This window comes from Helicobacter pylori (genome assembly GCF_011140715.1).
GTDB lineage: Bacteria > Campylobacterota > Campylobacteria > Campylobacterales > Helicobacteraceae > Helicobacter > Helicobacter pylori_DA.
Genome location: NZ_SFZZ01000011.1, coordinates 15,818 through 39,979, shown reverse-complemented (window position 1 = coordinate 39,979; position 24,162 = coordinate 15,818). Strand labels below are relative to the sequence as shown.

27 protein-coding genes are annotated in these 24,162 nt (G+C 39.3%); 13 read left to right on the top strand and 14 right to left on the bottom strand.

The features are described 5' to 3' along the window. Nucleotides 1–39: 39 nt before the first annotated feature. The 6 genes from EWZ81_RS00980 to EWZ81_RS00955 all read left to right on the top strand — a co-directional run bounded on the left by EWZ81_RS00980 (nt 40) and on the right by EWZ81_RS00955 (nt 5,666). Nucleotides 40–828: a spermidine synthase gene (locus EWZ81_RS00980; protein WP_165548709.1), complete on the top strand. Its 789-nt coding sequence runs from the start codon at nt 40–42 to the stop codon at nt 826–828. A 1-nt stretch (nt 829) separates the two neighbouring features. Beyond that, on the top strand, nt 830–1,420 hold the full coding sequence (coaE, locus tag EWZ81_RS00975) for a dephospho-CoA kinase (protein WP_165548708.1): 591 nt from the start codon (nt 830–832) through the stop codon (nt 1,418–1,420). A gap of 58 nt (nt 1,421–1,478) precedes the next feature. Beyond that, nucleotides 1,479–2,840 (top strand): Asp-tRNA(Asn)/Glu-tRNA(Gln) amidotransferase subunit GatA, encoded by a 1,362-nt coding sequence (gatA, locus tag EWZ81_RS00970; RefSeq protein ID WP_165548707.1) that lies wholly within the window; start codon nt 1,479–1,481, stop codon nt 2,838–2,840. A gap of 9 nt (nt 2,841–2,849) precedes the next feature. Continuing rightward, nucleotides 2,850–4,295 carry an IMP dehydrogenase gene (gene guaB / locus EWZ81_RS00965; protein WP_165548706.1) on the top strand — a complete coding sequence of 482 codons (1,446 nt, stop codon included), beginning with the start codon at nt 2,850–2,852 and terminating at the stop codon, nt 4,293–4,295. Between the two features lie 121 nt (nt 4,296–4,416). Then, nucleotides 4,417–5,097 (top strand): F0F1 ATP synthase subunit A, encoded by a 681-nt coding sequence (locus EWZ81_RS00960; protein ID WP_000401222.1) that lies wholly within the window; start codon nt 4,417–4,419, stop codon nt 5,095–5,097. 320 nt (nt 5,098–5,417) lie between these two features. Then, on the top strand, nt 5,418–5,666 hold the full coding sequence (locus EWZ81_RS00955; RefSeq protein ID WP_000790557.1) for an RNA-binding protein: 249 nt from the start codon (nt 5,418–5,420) through the stop codon (nt 5,664–5,666). A 218-nt stretch (nt 5,667–5,884) separates the two neighbouring features. On the opposite strand, the gene EWZ81_RS00950 is transcribed toward EWZ81_RS00955, so the two are convergent. The 7 genes from EWZ81_RS00950 to EWZ81_RS00920 form a co-directional block, all read right to left on the bottom strand. Beyond that, on the bottom strand, nt 5,885–6,706 hold the full coding sequence (locus tag EWZ81_RS00950) for a glycosyltransferase family 25 protein (protein WP_165548705.1): 822 nt from the start codon (nt 6,704–6,706) through the stop codon (nt 5,885–5,887). A gap of 355 nt (nt 6,707–7,061) precedes the next feature. Further along, on the bottom strand, nt 7,062–7,997 hold the full coding sequence (trxB, locus tag EWZ81_RS00945) for a thioredoxin-disulfide reductase (RefSeq protein WP_165548704.1): 936 nt from the start codon (nt 7,995–7,997) through the stop codon (nt 7,062–7,064). Between the two features lie 5 nt (nt 7,998–8,002). After that, entirely contained in the window at nt 8,003–8,323 is a 321-nt protein-coding gene (gene trxA / locus EWZ81_RS00940) for a thioredoxin (protein WP_000020199.1), read from the bottom strand. Between the two features lie 88 nt (nt 8,324–8,411). Continuing rightward, nucleotides 8,412–8,756 (bottom strand): YraN family protein, encoded by a 345-nt coding sequence (locus EWZ81_RS00935; RefSeq protein WP_001211718.1) that lies wholly within the window; start codon nt 8,754–8,756, stop codon nt 8,412–8,414. Further along, the gene (locus EWZ81_RS00930) at nt 8,757–10,022 is read right to left on the bottom strand and encodes a homoserine dehydrogenase (RefSeq protein ID WP_165548703.1); all 1,266 of its coding nucleotides are present in this window, start codon (nt 10,020–10,022) and stop codon (nt 8,757–8,759) included. Nucleotides 10,023–10,032: 10 nt separating this feature from the next. Next, a complete protein-coding gene (gene uvrC, locus EWZ81_RS00925; protein WP_165548702.1) occupies nt 10,033–11,817 on the bottom strand; it encodes an excinuclease ABC subunit UvrC in 1,785 nt (594 codons plus the stop codon). Next, nucleotides 11,818–12,279: a hypothetical protein gene (locus tag EWZ81_RS00920; protein ID WP_165548701.1), complete on the bottom strand. Its 462-nt coding sequence runs from the start codon at nt 12,277–12,279 to the stop codon at nt 11,818–11,820. It lies immediately after the preceding gene. Here EWZ81_RS00920 and EWZ81_RS00915 point away from each other — a divergent pair. After that, nucleotides 12,271–12,450, top strand: a complete 180-nt coding sequence (locus EWZ81_RS00915) for a hypothetical protein (RefSeq protein ID WP_000468791.1) — start codon at nt 12,271–12,273, stop codon at nt 12,448–12,450. The genes EWZ81_RS00920 and EWZ81_RS00915 overlap by 9 nt on opposite strands. An 11-nt stretch (nt 12,451–12,461) precedes the next feature. Here EWZ81_RS00915 and egtV read toward each other — a convergent pair whose 3' ends face one another. The 7 genes from egtV to EWZ81_RS00880 all read right to left on the bottom strand — a co-directional run bounded on the left by egtV (nt 12,462) and on the right by EWZ81_RS00880 (nt 18,273). Then, nucleotides 12,462–13,103: an ergothioneine transport ATP-binding protein EgtV gene (gene egtV, locus EWZ81_RS00910; RefSeq protein ID WP_165548700.1), complete on the bottom strand. Its 642-nt coding sequence runs from the start codon at nt 13,101–13,103 to the stop codon at nt 12,462–12,464. A 1-nt stretch (nt 13,104) separates the two neighbouring features. Further along, entirely contained in the window at nt 13,105–14,766 is a 1,662-nt protein-coding gene (gene egtU, locus EWZ81_RS00905) for an ergothioneine transport permease/ergothioneine binding protein EgtU (RefSeq protein WP_165548698.1), read from the bottom strand. A 113-nt stretch (nt 14,767–14,879) separates the two neighbouring features. Next, a complete protein-coding gene (locus EWZ81_RS00900) occupies nt 14,880–15,317 on the bottom strand; it encodes a hypothetical protein (RefSeq protein ID WP_165548696.1) in 438 nt (145 codons plus the stop codon). Nucleotides 15,318–15,322: 5 nt separating this feature from the next. Then, a complete protein-coding gene (gene motB, locus EWZ81_RS00895; RefSeq protein WP_001085358.1) occupies nt 15,323–16,096 on the bottom strand; it encodes a flagellar motor protein MotB in 774 nt (257 codons plus the stop codon). A gap of 2 nt (nt 16,097–16,098) precedes the next feature. Continuing rightward, complete coding sequence (gene motA / locus EWZ81_RS00890; RefSeq protein ID WP_078262168.1) at nt 16,099–16,872, bottom strand: flagellar motor stator protein MotA; 774 nt, start codon at nt 16,870–16,872, stop codon at nt 16,099–16,101. 15 nt (nt 16,873–16,887) lie between these two features. Beyond that, nucleotides 16,888–17,655: a HesA/MoeB/ThiF family protein gene (locus EWZ81_RS00885; protein ID WP_165548693.1), complete on the bottom strand. Its 768-nt coding sequence runs from the start codon at nt 17,653–17,655 to the stop codon at nt 16,888–16,890. Beyond that, nucleotides 17,656–18,273, bottom strand: coding sequence for an MBL fold metallo-hydrolase (locus tag EWZ81_RS00880; RefSeq protein ID WP_078285509.1), 618 nt, complete (start codon nt 18,271–18,273; stop codon nt 17,656–17,658). Nucleotides 18,274–18,405: 132 nt separating this feature from the next. On the opposite strand from EWZ81_RS00880, the gene EWZ81_RS00875 reads away from it, so the two are divergent. From EWZ81_RS00875 to EWZ81_RS00850, 6 genes are all read left to right on the top strand, one after another. Continuing rightward, nucleotides 18,406–19,410, top strand: coding sequence for an SAM-dependent methyltransferase (locus tag EWZ81_RS00875; RefSeq protein WP_165548691.1), 1,005 nt, complete (start codon nt 18,406–18,408; stop codon nt 19,408–19,410). Between the two features lie 340 nt (nt 19,411–19,750). Next, nucleotides 19,751–20,077, top strand: coding sequence for a dihydroneopterin aldolase (locus EWZ81_RS00870; protein ID WP_165548689.1), 327 nt, complete (start codon nt 19,751–19,753; stop codon nt 20,075–20,077). Beyond that, nucleotides 20,056–20,658 (top strand): 16S rRNA (guanine(966)-N(2))-methyltransferase RsmD, encoded by a 603-nt coding sequence (gene rsmD, locus EWZ81_RS00865; protein ID WP_165548687.1) that lies wholly within the window; start codon nt 20,056–20,058, stop codon nt 20,656–20,658. Before EWZ81_RS00870 ends, rsmD begins: the two co-directional genes overlap by 22 nt. 8 nt (nt 20,659–20,666) lie before the next feature. Then, complete coding sequence (gene fliL / locus EWZ81_RS00860) at nt 20,667–21,218, top strand: flagellar basal body-associated protein FliL (RefSeq protein ID WP_000797032.1); 552 nt, start codon at nt 20,667–20,669, stop codon at nt 21,216–21,218. A 6-nt stretch (nt 21,219–21,224) separates the two neighbouring features. Next, nucleotides 21,225–21,575 (top strand): holo-ACP synthase, encoded by a 351-nt coding sequence (gene acpS / locus EWZ81_RS00855; RefSeq protein ID WP_165548685.1) that lies wholly within the window; start codon nt 21,225–21,227, stop codon nt 21,573–21,575. Between the two features lie 206 nt (nt 21,576–21,781). Next, nucleotides 21,782–24,160 carry a TonB-dependent receptor family protein gene (locus EWZ81_RS00850; RefSeq protein ID WP_165548683.1) on the top strand — a complete coding sequence of 793 codons (2,379 nt, stop codon included), beginning with the start codon at nt 21,782–21,784 and terminating at the stop codon, nt 24,158–24,160. Nucleotides 24,161–24,162 lie beyond the last annotated feature (2 nt).

Sequence of the window (24,162 nt, the reverse complement as noted above, 5' to 3'; positions counted from 1 at the left end):
CATAAGGCATGGATATTGTTAAAAAGTAAGGAATGTTATATGTGGATCACCCAAGAAATCACGCCGTATTTGCGTAAAGAATACACCATAGAAGCGAAATTATTAGATGTGAGAAGCGAGCATAATATCTTAGAGATTTTTAAATCTAAGGATTTTGGTGAAATTGCGATGCTCAACCGCCAGTTGTTATTCAAGAATTTTTTACACATTGAAAGCGAGTTGCTCGCTCATATGGGGGGTTGCACCAAGAAAGAGCTTAGAGAGGTTTTGATTGTGGATGGGTTTGATTTGGAATTAGCCCACCAGCTTTTTAAATACGACACGCGTATAGATTTTGTGCAAGCGGATGAAAAGATTTTAGACAGCTTCATTAGTTTTTTCCCCCATTTCCACGAAGTGAAAAACAACAAGAATTTCACGCACGCTAAACAACTTTTAGATTTAGACATTAAAAAATACGATTTGATCCTTTGCTTGCAAGAGCCGGATATTCATAAAGTGGATGGTTTAAAAAGAATGCTTAAAGAAGATGGGGTGTTTATTTCGGTAGCCAAACACCCGCTATTAGAGCATGTGAGCATGCAAAACGCCCTTAAAAACATGGGCGACTTTTTTGCTGTTGCCATGCCTTTTGTAGCGCCCTTAAGGATTTTGAGCAATAAGGGTTATATTTACGCTTCTTTTAAAACCCACCCCTTAAAAGATCTAATGACGCCAAAAATAGAAGCGCTAACAAGCGTGAGATACTATAACGAAGACATTCATAGGGCCGCATTCGCTTTGCCTAAAAATTTACAAGAAGTCTTTAAAGACAATATCAAATCTTAAAATGATCTTAAAAAACGCTATCGCTCTCACAGGGGGGATAGGCACCGGTAAAAGCACCACCCTTAAAATATTAGAATCGCAAGGTTATCCAATTTTAGATGCGGATAAGATCGCCCACCAATTATTGCAAGAGCATCGGTTAAAAATCGCCCAACATTTTGGATCAGATATTTTAGAAAAAGACATTCTTAACAGAAAAAAGCTTGGCGCGATCGTGTTTCAAAAGGCTAATGAGTTAAAATGGCTAGAGGATTTTTTGCACCCCTTAATCCGTGAATGCATGCTTAAAAAAGCCTATGAATTAGAAAAAAATCATCAAGCGTATTTTTTAGACATCCCTTTGTTTTTTGAAGTGGGGGGAAAAGAGTGCTACCCTGTGAGTAAAGTGGTGTTAATCTATGCGCCTAGGGCTTTACAAATTGAGCGTCTTTTAGAGCGAGACAAACTCAAAGAATCTGAGATTTTGCAGCGCTTAGCTTGCCAAATGGATATAGAGCAAAAACGAGCCATGAGCGATTACATTATAGACAACAGCTCCAGTTTAAAAGATTTAAATAAGCGAGTTGAACGCTTTTTAAAAACGCTCTTATAAGCTCGTTTTATACCTAAAGCATGTTAAACTACCATTAAATTTTTTGTAAGGCTAAAACATGATCACTTTAAAACAAGCCCTTTCTTTATCCCAAGATGAATTAGAAACCCTTAAAAACGAAATTGACGCTAAGGTTAGAGCTTCAGATTTGAACGCTTATATTAAAGCCCCTAGTCTTAATGGCGCTAGCGCTAAGGGGGTGCCAATCCTTATTAAAGACAATATCAGCGTTAAAGGGTGGGAAATCACTTGCTCTAGTAAGATTTTAGAAGGCTATGTCGCTCCTTATCATGCGAGCGTGATGGAAAACTTGCACCAAAACAGCATGGCAGGGTTTGGGCTTTCTAACATGGACGAGTTTGCGATGGGAAGCACCACAGAGTCTAGTTGTTATGGGATCACTAAAAACCCACGAGATAAAAACAGAGTGCCTGGAGGGAGTAGCGGAGGGAGTGCAGCAGCGGTAGCGGGTGGCTTAGCGGTGGCGGCTTTAGGGAGCGATACGGGCGGATCTATCAGGCAGCCGGCAAGCTATTGCGGGTGCGTGGGGTTAAAACCCACTTATGGGAGGGTGAGCCGTTATGGTTTGATCGCGTATTGCTCTAGTTTTGATCAAATCGGGCCTATCACGCAAAATGTAGAAGACGCTTCTATTTTATTTGACGCTATTAGCGGGCATGATAATAAGGACTCCACGAGCGCGAATCTCAAACCCACGCAAACCTTTAAAAACCTTAACAGAGACAAACGCTTTAAAATCGCTATCTTAAGGGATCACATTAAAGATGCGAGCAATGAAGTGCAACTCGCTTATGAGAACACTATTAAAGCCTTGAAAGAAATGGGGCATGAGATTGTGGAAAAAAAGATGTTGGATTCGCATTATCAAATCTCTATTTATTATATTATCAGCATGGCTGAAGCGAGTTCGAATCTGGCCAGATTTGATGGGGTGCGTTATGGGAGGAGGGCTCAAAATATTAAAGATTTGAAAGAATTGTATCTCAAAAGCCGCAGTGAAGGTTTTGGCGATGAGGTGAAACGGCGCATCATGTTAGGGAATTTTGTCTTAAGCAGTGGGTATTATGACGCTTATTATTTGAAAGCCCAGCAAATGCGTTTGATGATCAAAGAGCAATACAACAAGATTTTTGAAGAAGTGGATTTGATTTTCACCCCTGTAGCCCCTACGACCGCTCATCTATTCAATTACCATGCAAGCCCCTTAGAAATGTATTTGAGCGATATTTACACGATTGGGGCGAATTTGAGCGGTTTGCCGGCCCTTTCTTTGCCGGTCGCTAAAGATCCTTTAGGCTTGCCCATAGGGATGCAATTCATTGCTAAGGCTTTTGATGAGCAAAGCCTTTTAGACGTTTCTTACGCTTTAGAGCAAGAATTGGATTTAAAATTAGATTAAGGATAGAAAATGAGAATTTTACAAAGGGCTTTGACTTTTGAAGACGTGTTGATGGTGCCTAGAAAATCCAGCGTTTTACCTAAAGATGTGAGCTTAAAGTCTCGCTTAACTAAAAACATTAGTTTGAATATCCCCTTTATTAGCGCGGCTATGGATACGGTTACAGAGCATAAAACCGCTATCGCTATGGCGCGCCTTGGGGGTATTGGCATCGTGCATAAAAACATGGATATTCAAACGCAACTCAAAGAAATCACTAAAGTTAAAAAAAGCGAGAGCGGGGTGATTAATGATCCTATTTTTATCCATGCGCACAGGACGCTAGCGGACGCTAAGGCCATAGCGGATAATTACAAGATTTCAGGCGTGCCTGTGGTAGATGATAAGGGATTGTTGATAGGGATTTTAACCAACAGAGACATGCGCTTTGAAACCGATTTGAGTAAAAAAGTGGGCGATGTGATGACTAAAATGCCTTTAGTTACCGCTCATGTGGGCATTAGTTTGGATGAAGCGAGCGATTTGATGCACAAGCATAAGATTGAAAAATTGCCCATTGTGGATAAAGATAATGTTTTAAAAGGCTTGATCACGATTAAGGATATTCAAAAACGCATTGAATACCCTGAGGCCAATAAAGATGATTTTGGGCGCTTGAGAGTGGGGGCGGCTATTGGAGTGGGGCAGTTGGATAGGGCTGAAATGTTAGTTAAAGCTGGGGTAGATGCGTTGGTGTTGGACAGCGCGCATGGGCATTCAGCTAATATTTTACACACTTTAGAAGAGATTAAAAAAAGCTTGGTAGTGGATGTGATTGTGGGGAATGTGGTTACTAAAGAAGCCACAAGCGATTTGATTAGTGCAGGAGCGGACGCTATTAAAGTGGGTATTGGGCCAGGAAGCATTTGCACCACTAGGATTGTGGCTGGGGTGGGAATGCCTCAAGTGAGCGCGATTGATAATTGCGTAGAAGTGGCATCTAAATTTGATATTCCTGTGATTGCAGATGGAGGGATCCGCTATTCAGGCGATGTGGCTAAGGCTTTGGCTTTAGGGGCATCAAGCGTGATGATAGGCTCTTTACTCGCTGGCACAGAAGAATCTCCTGGGGATTTTATGATCTATCAAGGGAGGCAATATAAAAGCTATAGGGGAATGGGCAGCATTGGGGCTATGACTAAAGGGAGTTCTGATCGGTATTTTCAAGAGGGCGTAGCGAGTGAAAAGTTAGTCCCAGAAGGCATTGAAGGGCGTGTGCCTTATCGTGGTAAGGTTTCGGATATGATTTTCCAATTAGTAGGGGGCGTGCGCTCTTCTATGGGGTATCAGGGGGCGAAAAATATTTTGGAATTGTATCAAAACGCTGAATTTGTAGAAATCACTAGCGCGGGGTTAAAAGAAAGCCATGTGCATGGCGTGGATATTACTAAAGAAGCCCCTAATTATTATGGGTGAATTGTAAAAGAAAACAAGACAAATCGTTAAAAAACTCGTTAAAAAGCTTGATTTAATGAGTTTTTAAAACTTAATTGCTACAATTAAGGAAATTTTCAATAAGGCTTAGAGAAACTTTTTCATGGAACACAGAGTATTTACTATTGCTAATTTTTTTAGCTCCAATCATGATTTTATCACTGGGTTTTTTGTCGTTTTGACAGCGGTTTTGATGTTTTTAATTTCGCTTGGCGCGTCGCGCAAAATGCAAATGGTGCCTATGGGTTTGCAGAATGTGTATGAGAGCATCATTAGCGCGATTTTGAGCGTGGCTAAGGATATTATAGGCGAAGAATTAGCCCGCAAATACTTCCCCCTAGCTGGCACGATCGCTTTGTATGTCTTTTTTTCTAACATGATAGGCATCATTCCTGGTTTTGAATCCCCTACGGCTAGCTGGAGCTTTACGCTGGTTTTAGCGCTGATTGTGTTTTTTTATTACCATTTTGAAGGCATCAGAGCACAAGGCTTTTTTAAGTATTTCGCTCATTTTGCAGGCCCTGTGAAGTGGCTCGCCCCCTTCATGTTCCCTATTGAGATCATCTCGCATTTTTCTAGGATCGTGTCTTTATCGTTTCGCTTGTTTGGGAATATCAAGGGCGATGACATGTTCTTGCTCATCATGCTTTTATTAGTGCCTTGGGCGGTTCCTGTAGCGCCTTTTATGGTGTTGTTTTTTATGGGGATTTTACAAGCTTTTGTTTTTATGATTCTCACTTATGTGTATCTGGCAGGGGCTGTTTTAACCGATGAAGGGCATTAAATAAAGCGTCCTTGTTTGGCTTTGATATGGTGTTTTAAACTTTGCTTCATGGTAAAGCTTAAAAGGATAGGGGGTGGTTTTGAAACCATATTCCCCCTTATCCTTTAATAACGCTTTTTAAAATTACCGCTTGCTTGTGTAAGTTCTATTTTATTATCAATACCCAATTTTAATAGCTTTTATAATTTTTTAAGCAATCATTAGATAAAATCCACCATACTTCTGTTTTGGATGTGTTTGGGTTTTAGAAGTGTTACTTTTTTATAACTTTTTCATATTCTTATGGGTATGTTGTCATTTTTTTACCGGAGAATTTTATCTTGAAAAACATTTATGTAGGGAATTTGGTTTATAGCGCTACCAGTGAGCAAGTCAAGGAGCTTTTCAGTCAATTTGGCAAAGTTTTTAATGTCAAACTGATTTATGACAGAGAAACGAAGAAACCTAAAGGTTTTGGCTTTGTAGAAATGCAAGAAGAGGGCGTTAGCGAAGCGATTGCTAAATTGGATAATACGGATTTTATGGGCAGAACGATTAGGGTAACCGAAGCCAATCCTAAAAAGTCTTAATCTTAAAGCATTAGAAAATTAGAAAATAATTTTCTGATGCACTTCATTTTCTTAATGCGTCTTATTTAGATTGCTTATAGAAGCTAAAAGAGGCTACAAACTCTTTTGAAATCCATTTAAAAATTCAATCCATTCTTAAAAGCGGTTAAAAACTGGTTTTGTTCCAATCAAATAGGGACAACTTTAAAACGCTCGTTAGTATTTTTTACAATTTTTATTTATACAAACTGCCACCATTTCAAATATTTAAAATGGAGTTCTCTCATTAAGGCGATTTTAGGGCTATAAGGTTCTTCTTTTCGCACTATCGTAGAGATCTGCTCATCATCAGCGATCACAAAAGGTTGTAACACCAGATTTTTCACGCCATGGATAAAAGTAGCGTCCATTATCGTATCCACAGGAACAACCCATTTTCGGCTGTGTTTCAAAAAAACTTTGGCAATCTTGGGCGTGATCACATAGCCTTGAGTCCCCACCCCATGACTATAAGCTTTAATGATCCCCACACGCTCTTGTATCTCGTGGTTTTTATGGCTCAATGGCTCACTTTTCACACTGGCATCATACAATAAATGCATCAAGCGGATATAGCCTAACTCTTGGATGTGTTTTTCTAAAAAATCCAAGCCCTCTTTAAAATCCTCTTTCAAGGTTATATCGTCTTCTAAAATACAGATCGCTTCATTGAGTTCTATGCATTTTTCCCACAAGGAATAATGACTCGCATAGCACCCAAGCTCCCCCAAGCTCATAAACTTCGCATGGTATTTTAAAGCGTAATAAAACTTAGAAACCTCACTGATGAGATTGGTTGTAATCCCCATGTCTTTGATGTTTTGCGTGATGAAATAAGGGTGTAAATGCTTTTTCACTAAGGGGTGCAACCCGCCTTCAAAAGTTTTAGAATAAATCGCATCAAAAATTTGCGCTTGGTGGTGGGTGGCGTTGATGTTGTTGAGTAAAGTTGTGGTGTCTCTAAAAACCAAACCAAATTTATCGCACACTTTTTGATTTAAAGAAATGATAAAAACACGCAAAGCTTAAACTCCCATAATTTTTAGTAGAGTATATCGTTTTTAGGCTCTGTTTTACAATAAAACTCTTAAGAGAATAGGGGGTATTAAAACAGTTCTCCCCCCTACAACCCCCAACTAAATCCCCACAACCCCCTAAGGAGCGCTTTTTTGATTAAACAAGTTCTTTTATTATATTGATTGTAAAAAATGTTTTAAGCGTTTTTAAATTTTGTGATCAATATTTAATTAAAATAAAGCAAGAGAACGAAATCGCATTGCAATTAAACAAAAAACTAAAATACCTTACAAGTTTTGAAATCCAATGAATGTTTGAAGCGAGAACTCATAACCCTAAATCTAGGGTCATGAGCTTGATTTAATGGTGTTCTAAATAAGAAATCACGCTTAAGGCTGCCGTAGCGCCATCGCTTGCAGCGCAAACCACTTGCTTAGGGGCAAAAATGCGAATATCTCCTGCTGCAAACAAGCCTTGAACATTCGTTTTCATGGAAAAATCCACGACAATAGAGCCGTATTCATCGCATTTGCATAGCATGGAACCGTCTTCTTGTTTCAACACGGCGTTATTCACATCATAACCCACAAAAATAAAAAACCCCGGCACGATTAATTCTCTTGTTTCATTAGTGGCTGTGTTTTTAATGCTTAAAGAAGACACGCCAGAAGCATCGCCCTTGATTTCTTCTACCACATAAGGGGTTAAAAACTCAATCTTATCATTGTTTTTGGCATGTTCTAAAGTGATAGGCGCACACCTAAAACCATCTCTTCTGTGGATGAGATAGACTTTTTTGCAGATGTTGGCCAGATAAATCGCCTCTTCTACGGCGGTATCGCCTCCACCAAGCACCGCTACTTCTTTATTTTTGTAAAAGAAGCCATCGCATGTCGCACAAGTGCTAACGCCTTTACCCCAATATTCTGACTCGCCCTTGATGCCTGTGCGTTTAGGGCTACCACCGGTAGCGATAATCACGCTCTTAGCTTCAAAAGTATTGCCATCTTCTGCCAAAATAACAAAATGAGAGTCTTTTTTAGAAACCCTTTGAACAGCACTCATCTCATGCTTTAAGCCAAAGCGGAAGCACTGCTCTTGCCATGGTTGCATGAAATCCAACCCACTCACCACTTCCTTAACGCCCGGATAATTTTCAATCTCACTACTGCCAGTGATTTGCCCCCCAGGCATTCCTTTTTCAAATAAAACGGCGTTTTTAACACCACCTCTAGTGGCATAAAGCCCCGCGCTCAAACCCGCAGGACCACCTCCAATAATCGCGCAATCTATCATGGCTACTAGCCTAGAAGTTTGTTCAATTGCTCTTTTAAAGCAACTTTAGTTTGCACGCCCACCAACTGATGGACGACTTCGCCATCTTTTGTGAATAAAAGCGTAGGAATGCTTCTAATCCCAAATTTCGCGCTCAATTCTTCTTGCTCATCGGTATTGACTTTACAAATCTTAGCCTTACCTTCATATTCGCTAGCTAATTCATCAATCACAGGGGATAGCATCTTACAAGGACCACACCATGGCGCCCAAAAATCCACTAACGCAACCCCTTTTTTAATGGTGCTTTCAAAATTTTCTTCAGTTAATTCAATATAGTGACTCATTAGTTACTCCTAAATATATGATTTTGATTAACGAGAATTATATTAGCTTAAGAATGTTAATGAAATCGCATGGGTTTTGGATAAAAATCTAAAAAGTGATATTTTCTAAAAGCTCAAATTTACCATTTTTCACAATAAGAGCGTCTATGCAAAAATCGCTATTGGGATCTTTTTGAGACAAATAACAGCGGATCGTTTTGATCATCTTTTTTAATTTACTCGGCGTGATCGCATAAATGGGATCAAAATTTTCCCCGCTTTTGACTTCAATGAAATGCAAAACCCCTTTTTTCAAAGCGATAATATCAATTTCACCAAATTGTGAAAAAAAGTTCCTCTCCACCATTTCAAAACCCAGCGTTTTTAAAAACCCGCAAGCTTCTTCTTCAGCCTTTAAGCCTTTTTCTCTGTGTTTGTTGTTTAAAAAACGCATTCAATTTTCCAAACGAATCATCTTAGGGGTATCCAACACGCTTTGTAAATTTTCAAGCTCTTTAAGGGCGTTCAGCATAGATTTTTCGTTGGTGGTGTGCGTAGAAAATAAGATTTTAGCCTTGTTGGAATGCGGGATTTCTTTTTGTAAGACATTGTTGAGCGAAATATCATTTTGAGCTAAAATCGCGCTAATTTGAGAAAAAACCCCTTTTTCATCGCTCACTAACAAACGCGCATAATAAGCGCATTGGATTTCTTCTTTGGGTTTTAGGGGGAGTTTTTGAGGGGTTTCAAAGCCCAGCATTAGAGAGCTTTTTTTCCTTGCGATTTCTATAATATCGCTAATGACCGCGCTTGCGGTAGGCTCTCCCCCAGCCCCAGCCCCATAATACAAAGTCTCGCCCACCTTATCCCCTATAACGCTGATAGCGTTCATCACCCCATCCACTTTAGAGAGCATGCATTCGTTTTTAATCATGCTTGGATGCACTCTTAATTCAATGCAATCTTGGTGTTTTTTAGCGATGCCTAAAAGTTTAATGCTATAACCAAATTCTTTGGCAAACTCCATGTCGTCTGGCTCTATCTTTTCAATGCCTTCAATCAAGATTTCTTCTAATTTCGCATCAATGCCATACGCTAAAGACGCTAAAATCAATAATTTGTGCGCCGCATCAATGCCTTTAATGTCAAATTCAGGGTTTAATTCCGCGTAGCCTAAATGTTGCGCGTCTTTCAAAGCGTCCTTAAAGCTCGCTTGATTTTTAAACATCTGGCTTAAAATGTAATTGCTTGTGCCGTTTAAAATCCCTTTAAAAGAAAGGATGTGATTAGCGCTCAAGCCGTCTTTTAAGGCTTTGATAATAGGGATACCCCCACACACGCTCGCTTCAAAGCCTATGGGGGTGTTTTTAGCGGTTTGTTCTAATTCATAGCGGTGGTACGCTAACATGGCTTTATTGGCCGTAACGAAGGCTTTTTGCTTGGCTAAAGTTTTTTTAGCTAAAAGATAAGGCGCTTCCACCCCACCCATAAGCTCCACGATAATATCAATTTCTTTATCTTCTATCAAGCTTTCTAAATCATTACTGATTTCAAAAGCATAGCCCTTGTGCTTTTTCACATCTCGCACCACCGCTTTTTTAATTTTAATTTCCACGCCGGCTCTGTCTTTGATGATTTCTTGATTTTCTTTTAAGATTTTAGCGACCGCACTCCCCACACACCCTAAACCCACAAGCCCTATATTCAATCTTTTTTTCATGCATTTTCCTTTAAATTCGTTTTTTTAAAACGGCGTTTTTTTCCTGCTCGCTCGCTTTTTCTATCGCTTCAAAACTCCCAAAATAATCCAACAATTTTTTCACGCTGGCTTCTCCTATACCCTTTTCTTTTAAAAGAGCGATTTGTTTCATGTTTTTAAGTTTAGTGGATCTATGGAAGTTTATCGCATACCGGTGGCTTTCATCGCGCAATTTTTGCACCCACTGCAAACGCTTGTCGCTAGGGAGCAATTTAAAAGTATTGTTAGGCGTATGGATAATGTCTTTAGCGCCCCCTTTAGAGCGATAAGCTTTAGAATCCCTTTTTTCTTTAGAAATAGCGATCACTTCTACAAAACTCCCGCTGCTTTTTAAAATTTCTAAAGCGATGTTTAATTGCGCCCTCCCTCCATCTATCACCCACAAATTAGGCGGTGGCTCTTTGGCAAAGTCTAAAGCCCTTCTGGTGAGCAATTCGCTCATTTGATCGTATTCGTTAGAGCCTTTTAAATGGTAGCGCCGATAAGAGTTTTTTTGAAATGCATGATTTTCATACACGACCATTCCCCCCACGCATTGGCTGTTTGAATGGTGGCTTGTGTCAAAGATTTCCACCCTATAAGGCACGCACTCTAAATTGAAAAGCGATCGCGCTTCTTCTAAAATCAGATCTTCATTAGAGGTTTTTTCTTGGCTAAAAATCTCTTGAGCGTTTTTCATAGCGATTTCTATTAAAGCGAGCTTATCGCCCTTTTTAGGAATGCTAAGAGCGATTTTTTTAGAATATTGATGAGAGATAAACTCTTGCAATTCTTTAAGCGCTTCATTAGAACAAGCGCTCAATAAGATCTGTTCAGGCATCAAAGGCAAATGCGATTGGTAATGGTTGATAATGGCTTGTTTCATCGCTTCATCGGTGTCAAACCCATTAAGGGAGTGGATTTTTTCAAACGCTGAAGAAATGATTTTACCCCCACGCATAAACATTTTCACTAACACCGCCTTATTGCTTGCGCCATAAAAAGCAAAAATATCCAAATCATAGAGTTTGGCCAAATCCATGCAAGTGAAGGGGGCGATTTTTTGGATTTTTGCAATCCTGTCCCTATAAATGAGAGCTTCTTCAAAACGCAAGTTACTAGAAAGGCACTCCATTTTCAATTCAAGCTCTTTGATGAGCCTGTCTTTATTTTCAATCATTTCTAAACATTCTTTAGCGATTTTTAAATACTCTTCTTTGGTGATTTTATCCTCGCATGGGGCTTTACAACGCTCTATTTGATAAAACATGCATGCCTTTTTATCCTTGATGCAATTTTTCTTTTGAACTAACGGGAGCAATTCATACAAGCTGTCCAAAATGTCCTTAGCCCCGCTAGTAAAAGGGCCAAAATATTTAACGCCAGGCTGTTTTAAAATTTTTCGTGTGATTAAAGGGATAGGGAAATCAGTGGAAAAATCCATATAAATATAAGGGTAAGTTTTATCGTCTCTTAAAAGAATGTTGTATTTAGGCTTGAGCTGCTTGATCAAAGAATTTTCCAAAATCAAAGCGTCTTGCTCGTTTTCCACTAAAATGGTTTCTAAAAAAGCGATTTGCTTGACCATCATTTGGATGCGTAAGCTGGTGCGATGGTTGGGCGTGATTTCATTGTTGCGGACAGAAAAATAGCTTTTGATGCGCTTTTTTAAGTTTTTCGCCTTACCGATATAGAGTAATTGGCGGTTTTTATCAAAATATTGATACACCCCACTGCTATTAGAAAGGTTTTTCAAACTGGACAATAAATCAGCCATTCACTCCTCAAAAAAACTTCGTTGGTAGTGGATCAAAGCGCGCGCTTTTTCAAAACATTCATGCAAGCGAGCGTCTTTAATGGGGTTATGGAACAACCCTAAAGCGCTAGGGCGAAAAAAACGGGCTTGTTTTTTAATAGGGGCATAAAAATTGGCTTTTTCTAAGGAATCTTTAGGCACATAACCTAAAATTTCTAAGGCGCTAAACTCATCAAGCCCGCAAGCATGCCCTTGCGTGTTCAAAAAATGGCTGATTTCTTTAGCGAATCGCTGGTTAAATTCCTTAGAAGCCCAAATGTCTTTAAACGCAAAAAGCAATTTAGAGTCTTTGATGAAGATGAAAAGCAAATTTTCTTGTAAACTTAAAGGCATAAAAACCTTAAGCTTTTTGAGTTTCAAAAGAGTTTCAAGCTTTTTATAAGACTTTTTTTGAATGAGTAAGGAGAAAATATTTTGTTCCATAAACTGATCTTAACATGCTTTTTAATACTTGTAGCGATAACGATTCAAGCTTGCGGCTATAAAGCCCCTCCATTCAACGAAAAACCCGCTAAAAAAACTTCAAACAGCTCTAATTCTTCTATGCAAACGCCCACCAATAACACCACGCCAGAATTTTTAAACGAGCCTTAAAATCATTGCCCTTATTTAAGGGCTTTGATTTCTAGGGTTTTTGTGGCTAACTTTTGTGCCTCGCTCTCATCATGCGTTACCATAATGAAAGTAGCGCAAGAATTTTGGTGTATTTCTTTGATGAGATCTTGCAAATTCTTACGATTAAAACTATCTAAAGCGCTAAAAGGCTCATCTAATAAAATGAGTTCTGGCTTGTGGATAATCCCCCTAATAATGCCCACTCTTTGGGCTTGCCCCCCACTCAATTCATTAGGGAATTTATCCATAAGGCTCTCGTCTAACCCCATTTTTAACGCTAAGGCTTTGGCTTCTTTTTGAGCGGCTTGTTTGTTTATGCCTTGTAAATTAAGGCAAAAAGTCATGTTTTGTAAGGCGTTTAAATGGGGGAATAAGGAATTGCCTTGAGCGATATAGCCTATTTTTTGGCGTAAAAAAGCGTTGTTTGAAAGGGTTTCATTAAAGATTTTAACGCTCCCCAGACTGGGTTTTAAAAGCCCTAAAATCAAGCCTAAAAGCGTGCTTTTACCGCTCCCGCTCTCCCCTAAAACACATAAAAAATCCCCTTTTTCAATGCTTAAATTAAAATCCTTAAAAACAGCGCGGTTGTGGTAGTTAAAAGACACATTCTCTATTGTAACGATTTCTTTCATGCTATAACCCCAAGCTTTCTAAAAAATCTTTAGCTACGATTTTAGGGCTTTTTTTCAACGCTTCCACCTGATAGTTTAAATCCTGCATCGTCTCATCGTTAATTTTTGCATTCAATTTTTCTAAGATTTCTAGTGCTTCAGGATACTTTTTGACAACTTCTTTTCTTATAACAATACCGGCCTGATAATTAGGGAAAAACCCTTTATCGTCCTTCAGCACCTTTAAATCCAATTCTTTGATTTGAGCGTCTGTCGTGAAAACGTCTAAAGCGTTGATTTTATGGGATTCAAAACTTTTATAACGCAAATTAATATCCATTTCATGCAAACTTCTAAAATGAAAGCGATAAGCTTTGATTAAGCCCTTAAAAGCGTCCTCTCTTTCAAAAAAGTCAAACTCCGCTCCAAAATCAAAATTCGGGCTATGAAGAGCTAAATCGCTGAAAGTTTCAATCGCGTATTTTTGAGCGTCTTCTTTAGAAATCGCTAAGGAATAGGTGTTATTAAAGCCCAAAAGCCCCACCCATAAAAGATTAAATTCCTTCTCATAACGCTTTTTAATCGTTTCAAAATCCACTTTTTGAGTCAAAGGGCTTTTGAGCGTATTCACCCAAGCGGTGCCGGTATATTCCACATACAAATCAAAATCGCCCCTAATTAATGCCGGATGGATATTCATCGTCCCCCCACCAATGCCAAACGCTCGCTTGATAGGGATATGGTGTTTTTCTAACAAAAGGCTTAAAATCTCGCCCAAAATATACTGCTCGCTGCTAGGTTTTGTCGCCACGACTAAGGGTTTTTCTTCTATGGCGTTTCTAGGAATAAGCCATAAAGCGCTCGCTAGCAATAAAAAAAGAAACACCGCTAAATTAACATAAACTCTTCTTTTTTGTTTTTGGGTGGCGTTTTGAGAAAATAGGCTTTGCAAGGCGTTTTCATGCTGAAACACGCTCACGAATTTATCCGCTAAAACGCTAAAAAGAGCAATAATCAAACTACCCGCCACTAAAAGCATGGTATTTTGTGTGTTTAGCCCTCTAAAAATCGCCTGCCCTAAGCCTCCAGCCCCAATGAGCGCTCCGATCCCAGCCATCGCCACTAACATCACCACTGCAATCCTTAAACCCACTAAAATTTGGGGGATAGCGAGCAAGAAGTACACCCTAAAAAACAACTCTTTGGGGTTACACCCTAGCCCAATAGCGGCTTTAATCACCTCTTCTCTCACTTCTTTTAAAGCGTTATAAGTGCTGTGGACAATGGGCAATAAGCCGTATAAGACCAACACTAAAAGCGCGTTTTTTAACCCAACCCCAATCACAGGAATGAATAACGCGAATAACGCAAGCGATGGGATGGTGTAGAGGAAATTCACCACAGGGAGCAATAACGCCCTAGCCTTTGAGTTATAAAACACAAAAACCCCAATCAAAACCCCAAACACCAACACGAGAAGACTAGAAAGCGCAACGATGATAAAATGTTGTGCAATCAAATCTATAAAATAAATGAAGCGATCATGAAATTCTTTTACCAAATATTTTACCATGCTTATTTTTAACACCATAGCAACTAAATGCTGCGTAGCCACATCTATAGAATGGAGCAACCATTCATACAATTCTTTGATCAATTGTTTAAAAACGCCCATGCTTGGCATTATAACCAAACTTATTTGATATAAAAAGGTTTTTCTTAATTGGGTTTAAATCGAATTTTTATCATTAACAATAAGCGCAAACTTTTTTAAAACAAAGCCAAAAACCAATCAAATTAAAACTGAAAGGTGCGTTTGCCTAAATTGGTGCTAACTTCTATCCATAGCGGCTGGTTTTCGCATAAAATTTCATAGGCTACGCTTTGATTCCTCACTAAAGAAACGCTTTTAGGCGTGGGGTAGAGCGAGCAAGAACGCCCCTGATTGATGTCAATCTTTAAAATAACCACGCTCTCCACTACAGCGCTCACTTTCAAATAATACGACTCCCTAGCCCCTTGCCATTCTAAATAGGGCGTTTCTTGGGGGACAATCTCTAACGCCACTAAAGGGCTTTGAGCCAGTTTCAAGCGCGTTTTTTGCTCCTGCTCTTTCAATTCTTGTTCTCTGTTGATCCCCTTATCAATCAAATCAAAAAGGTTTGAAGAAGCGTCCTTCTCTCTAGCAATAAGGCTCGTTAACAACAAAAAGATTAAAAGATAATTTTTATTCATGCGATTTATTCTTGCTGTTTGTGGGGATTGAATTCTTCATCTAAAATAGAATGGATCTTGCTCAAATCGTTCGCATCGGTTGAAAAAAAGATTTCCACACGATTGTTTTTCATTCTGTTTTCTAGGGAGTCATTAGGCGCGATAGGGTTGGTAGAGCCATAAGAAGAAAAAGACAATTGGTTAGGATCCACGCCGTATTGTATAAGGACTTTCATCACCCTATAAGCGCGATTGGCGGCTAATTCATAGTGGCTTTTAAAACGGGTTTTAGTTAAAGGCGTGTTGTCTGTAAAACCTCTCACATTAATATGCACCCTTTTAGGGAGTTTTTGAATGATTTTAGCGATCCGTTCAATATAAAGCATCATGTCTTGATTGATAGCATCTGATGTAGCGTTTTCAAACAACAAACTAGAGGGGAGCTTTAAAACAGAGCCTTGATCAATTTGCTCTAAAACACTGCCTTCGCCTTTGCGAGCGATAGTGGCTTTTGTTTCAGTATTTTGCGAAGCCGGTTTGGAGCTTTCGCTCGCCATTTGCTCTTCTTCTTTCCCTGAATCAGGGGGGATCACTACAACCGGCTGCATCGCCTCTGGCTTGGGGGCGTAATTAAAAATCTTAATGAATTCGGTTTTTAAGGCTTCCACTTTGGATTTATTGACCGCTGAAATGGCATAAAGAGCGATAAAAAGCGCGAGCAACAACGACAAAAAGTCCGCATAAGGAACAGCCCATTTTTCGCCGGCGGGGCATTCGGTGGGTTTGTTTTTCTTAGCCATGTTTATCCCTCAAATTGAGATTTTTTAGGCTCACCGGGAGCGATGTAGTTTAAGAGTTTGTTTTCTAAATCCCTTGGGTTTTCCCCATTAGCGATGCCTAAAATCCCCTCTAAAAGAACGGTTTTTTCTTTGATAATGTCTTTAGACTTAGCCTTGAGCTTATGCCCAAAAGGGCCAAAAATCGCATAAGAACACATAATCCCTGTAACAGTAGCCGTAAAAGCCCCAGCGATCCCTGCTGCCATTTCAGCCGGGTTGTCCAGTTTTTGCAAGGCCAACATAAGTCCCATAACCGCCCCCACTAACCCCATAGTAGGAGCGGTCTCACCGGCCGTCTCCCAATAATGAGCGGCGCCGTGGTAATACTCTTCCATTTCTTCAATGCTGATTTCTAAGCTTTCCTTAACGGATTTTAAATCCTTGCCATCTATGATCATAGACAAGCCGTTACGGGTGAAATCGTCTTCAATTTGCGCCACTCGCCCCTCCAAACTCAACACCCCATCTTTTCTGGCTAAAGTGGCTAATTCCACTAAATTTTTAATGGTTTCGTTCAAATTGATTTTAGGGTTTAAAAAAACAATTTTTATCTCTTTGTAAGCGGCTTTCACGTAACGCACATGCGTGCCTGTCATGGCGGCAAAAAGCGAAGTAGGCACGATGATAATGACTGAACTCAAATGGATAATGTGCAACGGGTTACCATCTTCTAAAATATCGCCTAACGAAATAGAAGCGACCGCCAATACCAAGCCTAGTATGGTTGATAAATCCAAAACTTACCCCTTAATCTAAATTTCATAATCTTGTAAATGCGTGATTTTATGCGTGCCACAAACCCTACATTCAGGGTTTTTGGGTGCTTGAATTTTTTTAAAATCCATCGTTTTAATATCGGCTATAAGTAAAGTATTTATAAGTAAAGTTTCAAACCCTAAAAAATATTTAAGGCATTCGCTCGCTTGGATACACCCTAAAACCCCGGGCAAAACCCCAAAAAGCCCTGAAGTAGGATTCAATCCCTTTTTAGGGGGCTTATCAAAAACACATGCTAAGCATGCGCTATGGGGTAAAACGCTCATGCTTTGCCCCCTGTATTTTAAAACCCCGGCATGCGAATAGGGTTTTTGGGCTAACACGCAAGCGTCATTGATCAAGAATTTAGCGTTAAAATTGTCCGTGGCGTCTATGATAAAATCGTAAGGCTCTATGAGAGGAAGAGCGTTATGGGCCTTAAAGCGTTCTTCAAAGGCTTCTACTTCAATACTAGCATTGAGTTGTTTTAAGCGCGCTTTCGCGCTAGAGGCTTTAGGTTGGTTTAAAAAATCCTGTGAATGGATGATTTGGCGTTGCAAATTACTCATACCCACCACATCAAAATCCACAATGCCTATTTTTCCTATCCCAGCAGCGCACAGATACATCAAAACCGCTGATCCAAGCCCACCGGCTCCAATGACTAAAACGCTAGATTTTAAAAGCTTCAATTGGCCTTCTTCGCCCACATCTTCTAGCATGATATGGCGCAAATAACGCTCTTTGTCTAGCCGGCTTAACAATTAAGCCATCCTTGAAACCCAAATTTTAGAATGCTCTCTTTCGGCAAAAAAACTTGTCTTATCCCCATGCCCTGGATAAATCTCTATGTCTTTAGAAAAATCTAAATTTTGAAACCTTAACAGGGACTCTTTCATGTCTTTTTCATTAGAATAAGGGAAATCATAACGGCCAATGCTGCGATAAAAGATAAAATCCCCGCTAAAAATCACCCCTTCTATTTCTATGATAGAGCAGCCGGGCGTGTGCCCGGGAAAATGCCAGTATTTAATGGTGGTGTTTTCTATCTCTAAAGTGGTGCAACCCTTATTGCAAGGCACGCTGAAATTGGGGCTAAAAACCGGCATGCCCAAATGGAAAATATCATTTTCTAGCATGAAAACATCGTCTTTGGGGGCGTAAATGGGGGTGTTTTTAAGGAGTTTTGACAATTGAGCGCTATCCCATACATGATCATAATGCCCATGCGTGATTAAAATCGCCTTAGGGTTTTTGGCGTTTTCTAACACCCATTCGCTGCTAGAAAATCCGGGATCAATAATAAAATCTATCCCACTAGAAAGCTTCACAATATAAGCGTTTTCTTCAACCGCCCCGCATTCTCGCCTTAAAATTTCCAAACTCTAAACTCCCTTCAAACTTAGCTTAAAAAGTCATTATTATTGAATATCATAGCGCAAAAATAAGGCGATTTTGACTAGAATAGCGCTTCTATTATTGTTGGTTGAGATGAGTTTAATGAAAGGAAAATCATGCGTTCGTTTGGGAATTACATGCAAGAGTGGCTTTATGGAGAAAAGGGGTATTACAAAAAAGCGCTAATCGGTCAAAAAGGGGATTTTTACACTTCGGTGTCTTTGAGTAAGTTTTTTGGGGGCGCTGTTGCGTTTTATATCATCAAGCTTTTAGAAGAAGAAAAATTATTTTTGCCTTTAAAAATTGTAGAAATTGGCGCCCATCATGGGCATTTTTTGAGCGATATAGCGAATTTTTTAAACGCTTTGAGCGTGGGCGTAATGGAACAATGCGAGTTTGTCAGCTGCGAGCCTTTAAAGGAATTGCAAAAACTCCAACAAACTATTTTTAAACAAGCCACGCAATTGGATTTGATGATCTGCGATCTGAAAGATCTAGATTTCAAGGGGCAGCAAAGCGCGTTTATTATCTCTAATGAATTGTTTGACGCATTCGCTTGCGAGATCATTAAAGATAACCAAATGCTTTTTATTGCCCATGATCATCAGGGCGTTTGGGGTGCTATTGATGAACCCACTAAAGAACTTCTTAAAAATTTGGATTTAAAACAAGGGTGCGCGCCGTTATTTTTAGAGGCTTTCATTAAGGATTTGTTAGAGAAATTAAATGAGGCTTCTTCTTGGGTGTTTTTGAGCTTTGATTATGGCGATGAAATAGAGAGAAAAGACATGCATTTAAGGGCTTTTAAAAACCACCAAGTGCTGGATTTTAAGGATATTTTAAACAATCTGGCTTCTTTGTATCAAAAGAGCGATTTGACCTATGATGTCAATTTTTCTTTAGTGCGCAATTTGTTTGAAAAACACCATGCACAATTTTCATTCTTCAAAACGCAGGCTAACGCTTTATTGGATATGGGGCTTATGGAATTATTAGAAACATTTTCAAAGAGCGTGAGTTATGAAAGGTATCTAAAAGAAGCGGCTAAAATCAAGCCCCTAATTAGCCCTGGGGGCTTGGGGGAGCGTTTCAAAGCGTTAGAGTTTGTGAAAAAAAAATAAAATGTAAATTAAAAGTATTTTTACAATCTAAATAATAAAGAGTTTGCGTATTTTAAGGAGGAAAGGTAAGAGCGTCAGGACATTTTAATGAAAAAGTTGATTAAAATGCTAAGTTATAGTAAAGAAGGAAGGAATATAATACGCCTTTCGCTCTTACCTTAAGCAGCATTATACCAAAAAAAAAAAAGATGTTATTTGAGCTTTATTTTTAACATTCTGTTTTTCTTTTTTATAAAATGAAACACTTTTTAAGTTTATTTATTTAATATTGGTGTTTAAAAGAAAGAATCGCTATAATTTTGAAACAATTTAAGCCTATTGATGGGATAAAGGGGGTTTTTTGAAAATTTTTCTTTCTTGCAAGTCTTTGTTGATTCAAAGGAGTTTGGAATTTTATTTGAGCGGTTGCCTTTCTCCTATGGAAGTTTGCGATCTTGTTTTAAGCGATGATGAAAAGCTAGAAACCAATAAACCCCTATGCTTTATAGAAGAGCGCTTAAGAAAGCCTTTCACTAAACAGAGCGTGAAAGAAGATGTAAAAAATTTTTATCGCGCTTTAAAGACGAGCGAAAAACCTTGCGAAGAAATCCAATTTTCTAAAGAGCAAAAGATTAAGCAATTATTAGAAGAATACACCCAAAAATTATGCCAAATCATCAGCCAGTAAAAAAATTTAAGATCATTGGGGGGGCTTGTAAGGGATTGGGTTTGAATTTGCCTAACATTTCTAGCACGCGCCCCACCAAAGCGATCGTAAGAGAGTCGTTTTTTAACACCTTGCAAGCAGAAATTAATGGAGCACATTTTATAGAAGTGTTTTCAGGCAGCGCTTCTATGGGTTTAGAGGCTTTGAGTAGGGGGGCTAAAAGCGCGGTGTTTTTTGAGCAAAACAAAAGCGCTTATAAGACGCTCTTAGAAAATATTTCCCTCTTTAAAAACCGCTTAAAAAAGGAAATGGAAATTCAAACTTTTTTAGATGACGCTTTCAAGCTTTTGCCCGCACTAGGTTTAAAAAATGGTGTTTTGAATATCCTTTATTTGGATCCTCCTTTTGAAACAAGCGGGTTTTTAGGGATTTATGAAAAGTGTTTTCAAGCTTTAGAAAGGTTATTGGAACGCTTCAATCCAAAAAATCTTTTAGTGGTTTTTGAGCATGAAAGCCTGCATGAAATGCCTAAAAGTCTCGCAACTTTAGCTATAATCAAACAGAAAAAATTTGGGAAAACCACTTTAACTTATTTTCAATAGGAATAGGCATGGCAGAAGAACAAGAAAATACCGCGCAACAACCCCAAAAAAAAAGCAAAGCCCTTTTATTTGTCATTATTGGAAGCGTGCTAGTGATGCTTTTGTTGGTGGGGGTGATTATCATGCTGCTTATGGGGAATAAGGAAGAATCTAAAGAAAACGCTTCTAAAAACACCCAAGAAGTTCAAGCTAATCCTATGGCGAACAAGAATCAAGAGGCTAAAGAAGGCTCTAATATCCAGCAATATCTGGTGCTTGGGCCTTTGTATGCGATTGATGCGCCTTTTGCGGTGAATTTGGTCTCTCAAAATGGCAGACGCTACCTTAAGGCTTCTATTTCGTTAGAATTGAGTAATGAAAAGCTTTTAAATGAAGTCAAGGTTAAAGACACAGCGATTAAAGACACGATTATAGAGATTCTATCGTCTAAAAGCGTGGAAGAAGTGGTTACCAACAAAGGCAAAAACAAGCTTAAAGATGAAATTAAGAGCCATTTGAATTCGTTTTTGATTGATGGCTTTATTAAAAATGTCTTTTTCACTGATTTCATTATCCAATAACTTTAAATGATTGGCGTAGATATTGTCTCTATTGCTAGGATAGAAAAGTGTGTGAAACGCTTTGAAATGAGGTTTTTAGAGCGTTTTTTATCGCCAAGCGAGATTGTTTTATGCAAGGATAAATCAAGCAGTATCGCCGGGTTTTTCGCACTTAAAGAAGCTTGCTCTAAAGCCCTTCAAGTAGGCATTGGTGAGGAATTGAGCTTTTTAGATATACATATTTCTAAAAGCCCTAAAAACGCCCCCTTAATCACCCTTTCCAAAGAAAAAATGGACTATTTTAACATCCAAAGCTTGAGCGCGAGCATCAGCCATGACGCTGGTTTTGCGATAGCGGTTGTAATGGTTTCTTCTTAAATTTTATAAATAACGCATTCTAAAACTCCCATAACATTCTGTTTTAAAAAACGCTTAGCAGCTATTAAAAAAATACTAAAAACCTTTTTCAAATCGTTTTGATAACGAATTACAAATAAAAAAATCAAACTTCAAAATTTAAGTTAATTATAATAATTATTTTTATAATATGCATCGGTTTGAATTAAATAAGAAAGGTTATCATAATGAATGGTTATTTGAGGGTAAAAACCCCGTATTTTTTAGCGTCGGTCGTTTTGACTTTTTGGGCTTTTAATTCTTTTATGAGCGCGAAAGATAAGCACCATTTTTTAAAAAAAGTTACAACCACCGAGCAAAAATTCAGTTCCAGCGCCCCGCTTTCATGGCAAAGCGAAGAGGTGCGTAATTCCACAAGCTCTCGCACGGTGATTTCCAACAAGGAACTCAAAAAAACGGGGAATTTGAATATTGAAAACGCCTTGCAAAATGTGCCAGGGATTCAAATCAGAGACGCTACAGGCACGGGCGTGCTGCCTAAAATTTCGGTGCGCGGTTTTGGTGGGGGCGGTAACGGGCATAGCAATACCAACATGATTTTAGTCAATGGTATCCCCATTTATGGCGCGCCGTATTCTAATATTGAACTGGCGATTTTCCCTGTTACTTTCCAGTCAGTGGATAGGATTGATGTGATTAAGGGGGGGACGAGCGTCCAATACGGCCCTAACACTTTTGGAGGCGTGGTGAATGTCATCACTAAAGAAATCCCTAAAGAGTGGGAAAATCAAGCGGCTGAAAGGATCACTTTTTGGGGGCGATCCTCTAATGGGAATTTTGTCGATCCCGAGGAAAAAGGCAAGCCCTTAGCCCAAACTTTAGGAAACCAAATGCTGTTTAACACTTACGGGCGAACGGCCGGGATGTTGGGTAAGTATATAGGTATTAGCGCTCAAGGCAATTGGATTAATGGGCAAGGTTTCAGGCAAAACAGCCCTACAAAGGTGCAAAACTACTTGCTTGATGCGATTTATAAGATTAATGCGACCAATACTTTTAAAGCTTATTACCAGTATTATCAATACAACTCTTACCATCCAGGCACTTTGAGCGCGCAAGATTATGCCTATAACCGCTTCATCAACGAGCGCCCTGACAATCAAGATGGAGGGCGAGCCAAACGCTTTGGGATCGTATATCAAAATTATTTTGGCGATCCGGATAGGAAAGTGGGGGGCGATTTTAAATTCACTTATTTCACGCATGACATGAGCAGGGATTTTGGGTTCTCCAACCAATACCAAAGCGTGTATATGAGCAGTCAAAACAAGATTTTACCCTTTAAAGGCAAGGGAGAAATTAGCGCGAAAAACCCTAATTGCGGTCTGTATTCTTATAGCGATACGAACAGCCCTTGTTGGCAATTTTTTGACAATATCCGCCGCTTCGTGGTGAATGCCTTTGAGCCAAAACTCAATCTCGCAGTCAATACCGGTAAAGTCAAACAAACTTTTAACATGGGAATGCGGTTCTTAACCGAAGATTTATACCGCCGATCCACCACCAGGAAAAACCCTAGCACGCCTAATAATGGGAGTGGGTTTGATGCAGGAACTTCACTCAATAATTTCAACAATTATACCGCTGTGTATGCCAGCGATGAAATCAATTTCAATAACGGCATGCTAACGATCACGCCAGGATTGAGATACACTTTTTTAAATTACGAAAAAAAAGACGCTCCCCCTTTTAAGGCAGGTCAAACAGGAAAAACCATTAAAGAGCGTTATAACCAATGGAATCCGGCGCTGAATGTCGGCTATAAACCAATTAAGGATTGGTTGTTTTATTTCAATTATCAAAGAAGCTACATTCCGCCCCAATTCAGCAATATAGGTAGTTTTACAGGCACAAGCACGGATTATTTTCAAATCTTTAATGTCATGGAAGGCGGCTCAAGATATTATTTCAACAACCAAGTGAGTTTTAATGCGAATTATTTTGTGATTTTTGCGAATAATTATTTTACCGGGCGCTACGGGGACAACAGAGAGCCGGTCAATGCGAGGTCGCAAGGCGTGGAGCTGGAATTGTATTACACGCCGATTAGGGGGCTTAATTTCCATGCGGCTTACACTTTCATAGATGCCAATATCACCAGCCACACGATGGTTACTAACCCTGCTAATCCTAAAGGGCCTAAAAAAGATATTTTTGGCAAAAAGCTCCCTTTTGTAAGCCCACACCAATTCATTTTAGACGCGAGTTACACTTACGCCAAAACCACGATTGGGTTGAGTTCTTTCTTTTATAGCCGCGCTTATAGCGATGTGTTAAACACCGTGCCTTTCACAGAATACGCGCCCACGATTAAAAACGGGGCTATCACTACCAAAACAGCGGGCATGACGCCGTGGTATTGGGTGTGGAATTTGCAAATTTCTAGCGTTTTATGGGAACGCAAAAATCAAAGCGTCAATGCGAGCTTGCAGATCAATAACATTTTTAACATGAAATATTGGTTTAGCGGGATAGGCACTAGCCCTAACGGGAAAGAAGCCGCGCCTCCTAGAAGCATCACAGCGTATGTGAGCTATAATTTTTAATT

What these genes read in the sequence shown, in the direction of transcription:
- EWZ81_RS00980 (WP_165548709.1), top strand. Translation starts at nt 40, where the DNA reads ATGTGGATCACCCAAGAAATCACGCCGTATTTGCGTAAAGAATACACC.
- coaE (WP_165548708.1), top strand. Translation starts at nt 830, where the DNA reads ATGATCTTAAAAAACGCTATCGCTCTCACAGGGGGGATAGGCACCGGT.
- gatA (WP_165548707.1), top strand. Translation starts at nt 1,479, where the DNA reads ATGATCACTTTAAAACAAGCCCTTTCTTTATCCCAAGATGAATTAGAA.
- guaB (WP_165548706.1), top strand. Translation starts at nt 2,850, where the DNA reads ATGAGAATTTTACAAAGGGCTTTGACTTTTGAAGACGTGTTGATGGTG.
- EWZ81_RS00960 (WP_000401222.1), top strand. Translation starts at nt 4,417, where the DNA reads ATGGAACACAGAGTATTTACTATTGCTAATTTTTTTAGCTCCAATCAT.
- trxB (WP_165548704.1), bottom strand. Translation starts at nt 7,997, where the DNA reads ATGATAGATTGCGCGATTATTGGAGGTGGTCCTGCGGGTTTGAGCGCG.
- trxA (WP_000020199.1), bottom strand. Translation starts at nt 8,323, where the DNA reads ATGAGTCACTATATTGAATTAACTGAAGAAAATTTTGAAAGCACCATT.
- EWZ81_RS00935 (WP_001211718.1), bottom strand. Translation starts at nt 8,756, where the DNA reads ATGCGTTTTTTAAACAACAAACACAGAGAAAAAGGCTTAAAGGCTGAA.
- EWZ81_RS00930 (WP_165548703.1), bottom strand. Translation starts at nt 10,022, where the DNA reads ATGAAAAAAAGATTGAATATAGGGCTTGTGGGTTTAGGGTGTGTGGGG.
- uvrC (WP_165548702.1), bottom strand. Translation starts at nt 11,817, where the DNA reads ATGGCTGATTTATTGTCCAGTTTGAAAAACCTTTCTAATAGCAGTGGG.
- EWZ81_RS00920 (WP_165548701.1), bottom strand. Translation starts at nt 12,279, where the DNA reads ATGGAACAAAATATTTTCTCCTTACTCATTCAAAAAAAGTCTTATAAA.
- egtV (WP_165548700.1), bottom strand. Translation starts at nt 13,103, where the DNA reads ATGAAAGAAATCGTTACAATAGAGAATGTGTCTTTTAACTACCACAAC.
- egtU (WP_165548698.1), bottom strand. Translation starts at nt 14,766, where the DNA reads ATGCCAAGCATGGGCGTTTTTAAACAATTGATCAAAGAATTGTATGAA.
- EWZ81_RS00900 (WP_165548696.1), bottom strand. Translation starts at nt 15,317, where the DNA reads ATGAATAAAAATTATCTTTTAATCTTTTTGTTGTTAACGAGCCTTATT.
- motB (WP_001085358.1), bottom strand. Translation starts at nt 16,096, where the DNA reads ATGGCTAAGAAAAACAAACCCACCGAATGCCCCGCCGGCGAAAAATGG.
- EWZ81_RS00875 (WP_165548691.1), top strand. Translation starts at nt 18,406, where the DNA reads ATGCGTTCGTTTGGGAATTACATGCAAGAGTGGCTTTATGGAGAAAAG.
- rsmD (WP_165548687.1), top strand. Translation starts at nt 20,056, where the DNA reads ATGCCAAATCATCAGCCAGTAAAAAAATTTAAGATCATTGGGGGGGCT.
- fliL (WP_000797032.1), top strand. Translation starts at nt 20,667, where the DNA reads ATGGCAGAAGAACAAGAAAATACCGCGCAACAACCCCAAAAAAAAAGC.
- acpS (WP_165548685.1), top strand. Translation starts at nt 21,225, where the DNA reads ATGATTGGCGTAGATATTGTCTCTATTGCTAGGATAGAAAAGTGTGTG.
- EWZ81_RS00850 (WP_165548683.1), top strand. Translation starts at nt 21,782, where the DNA reads ATGAATGGTTATTTGAGGGTAAAAACCCCGTATTTTTTAGCGTCGGTC.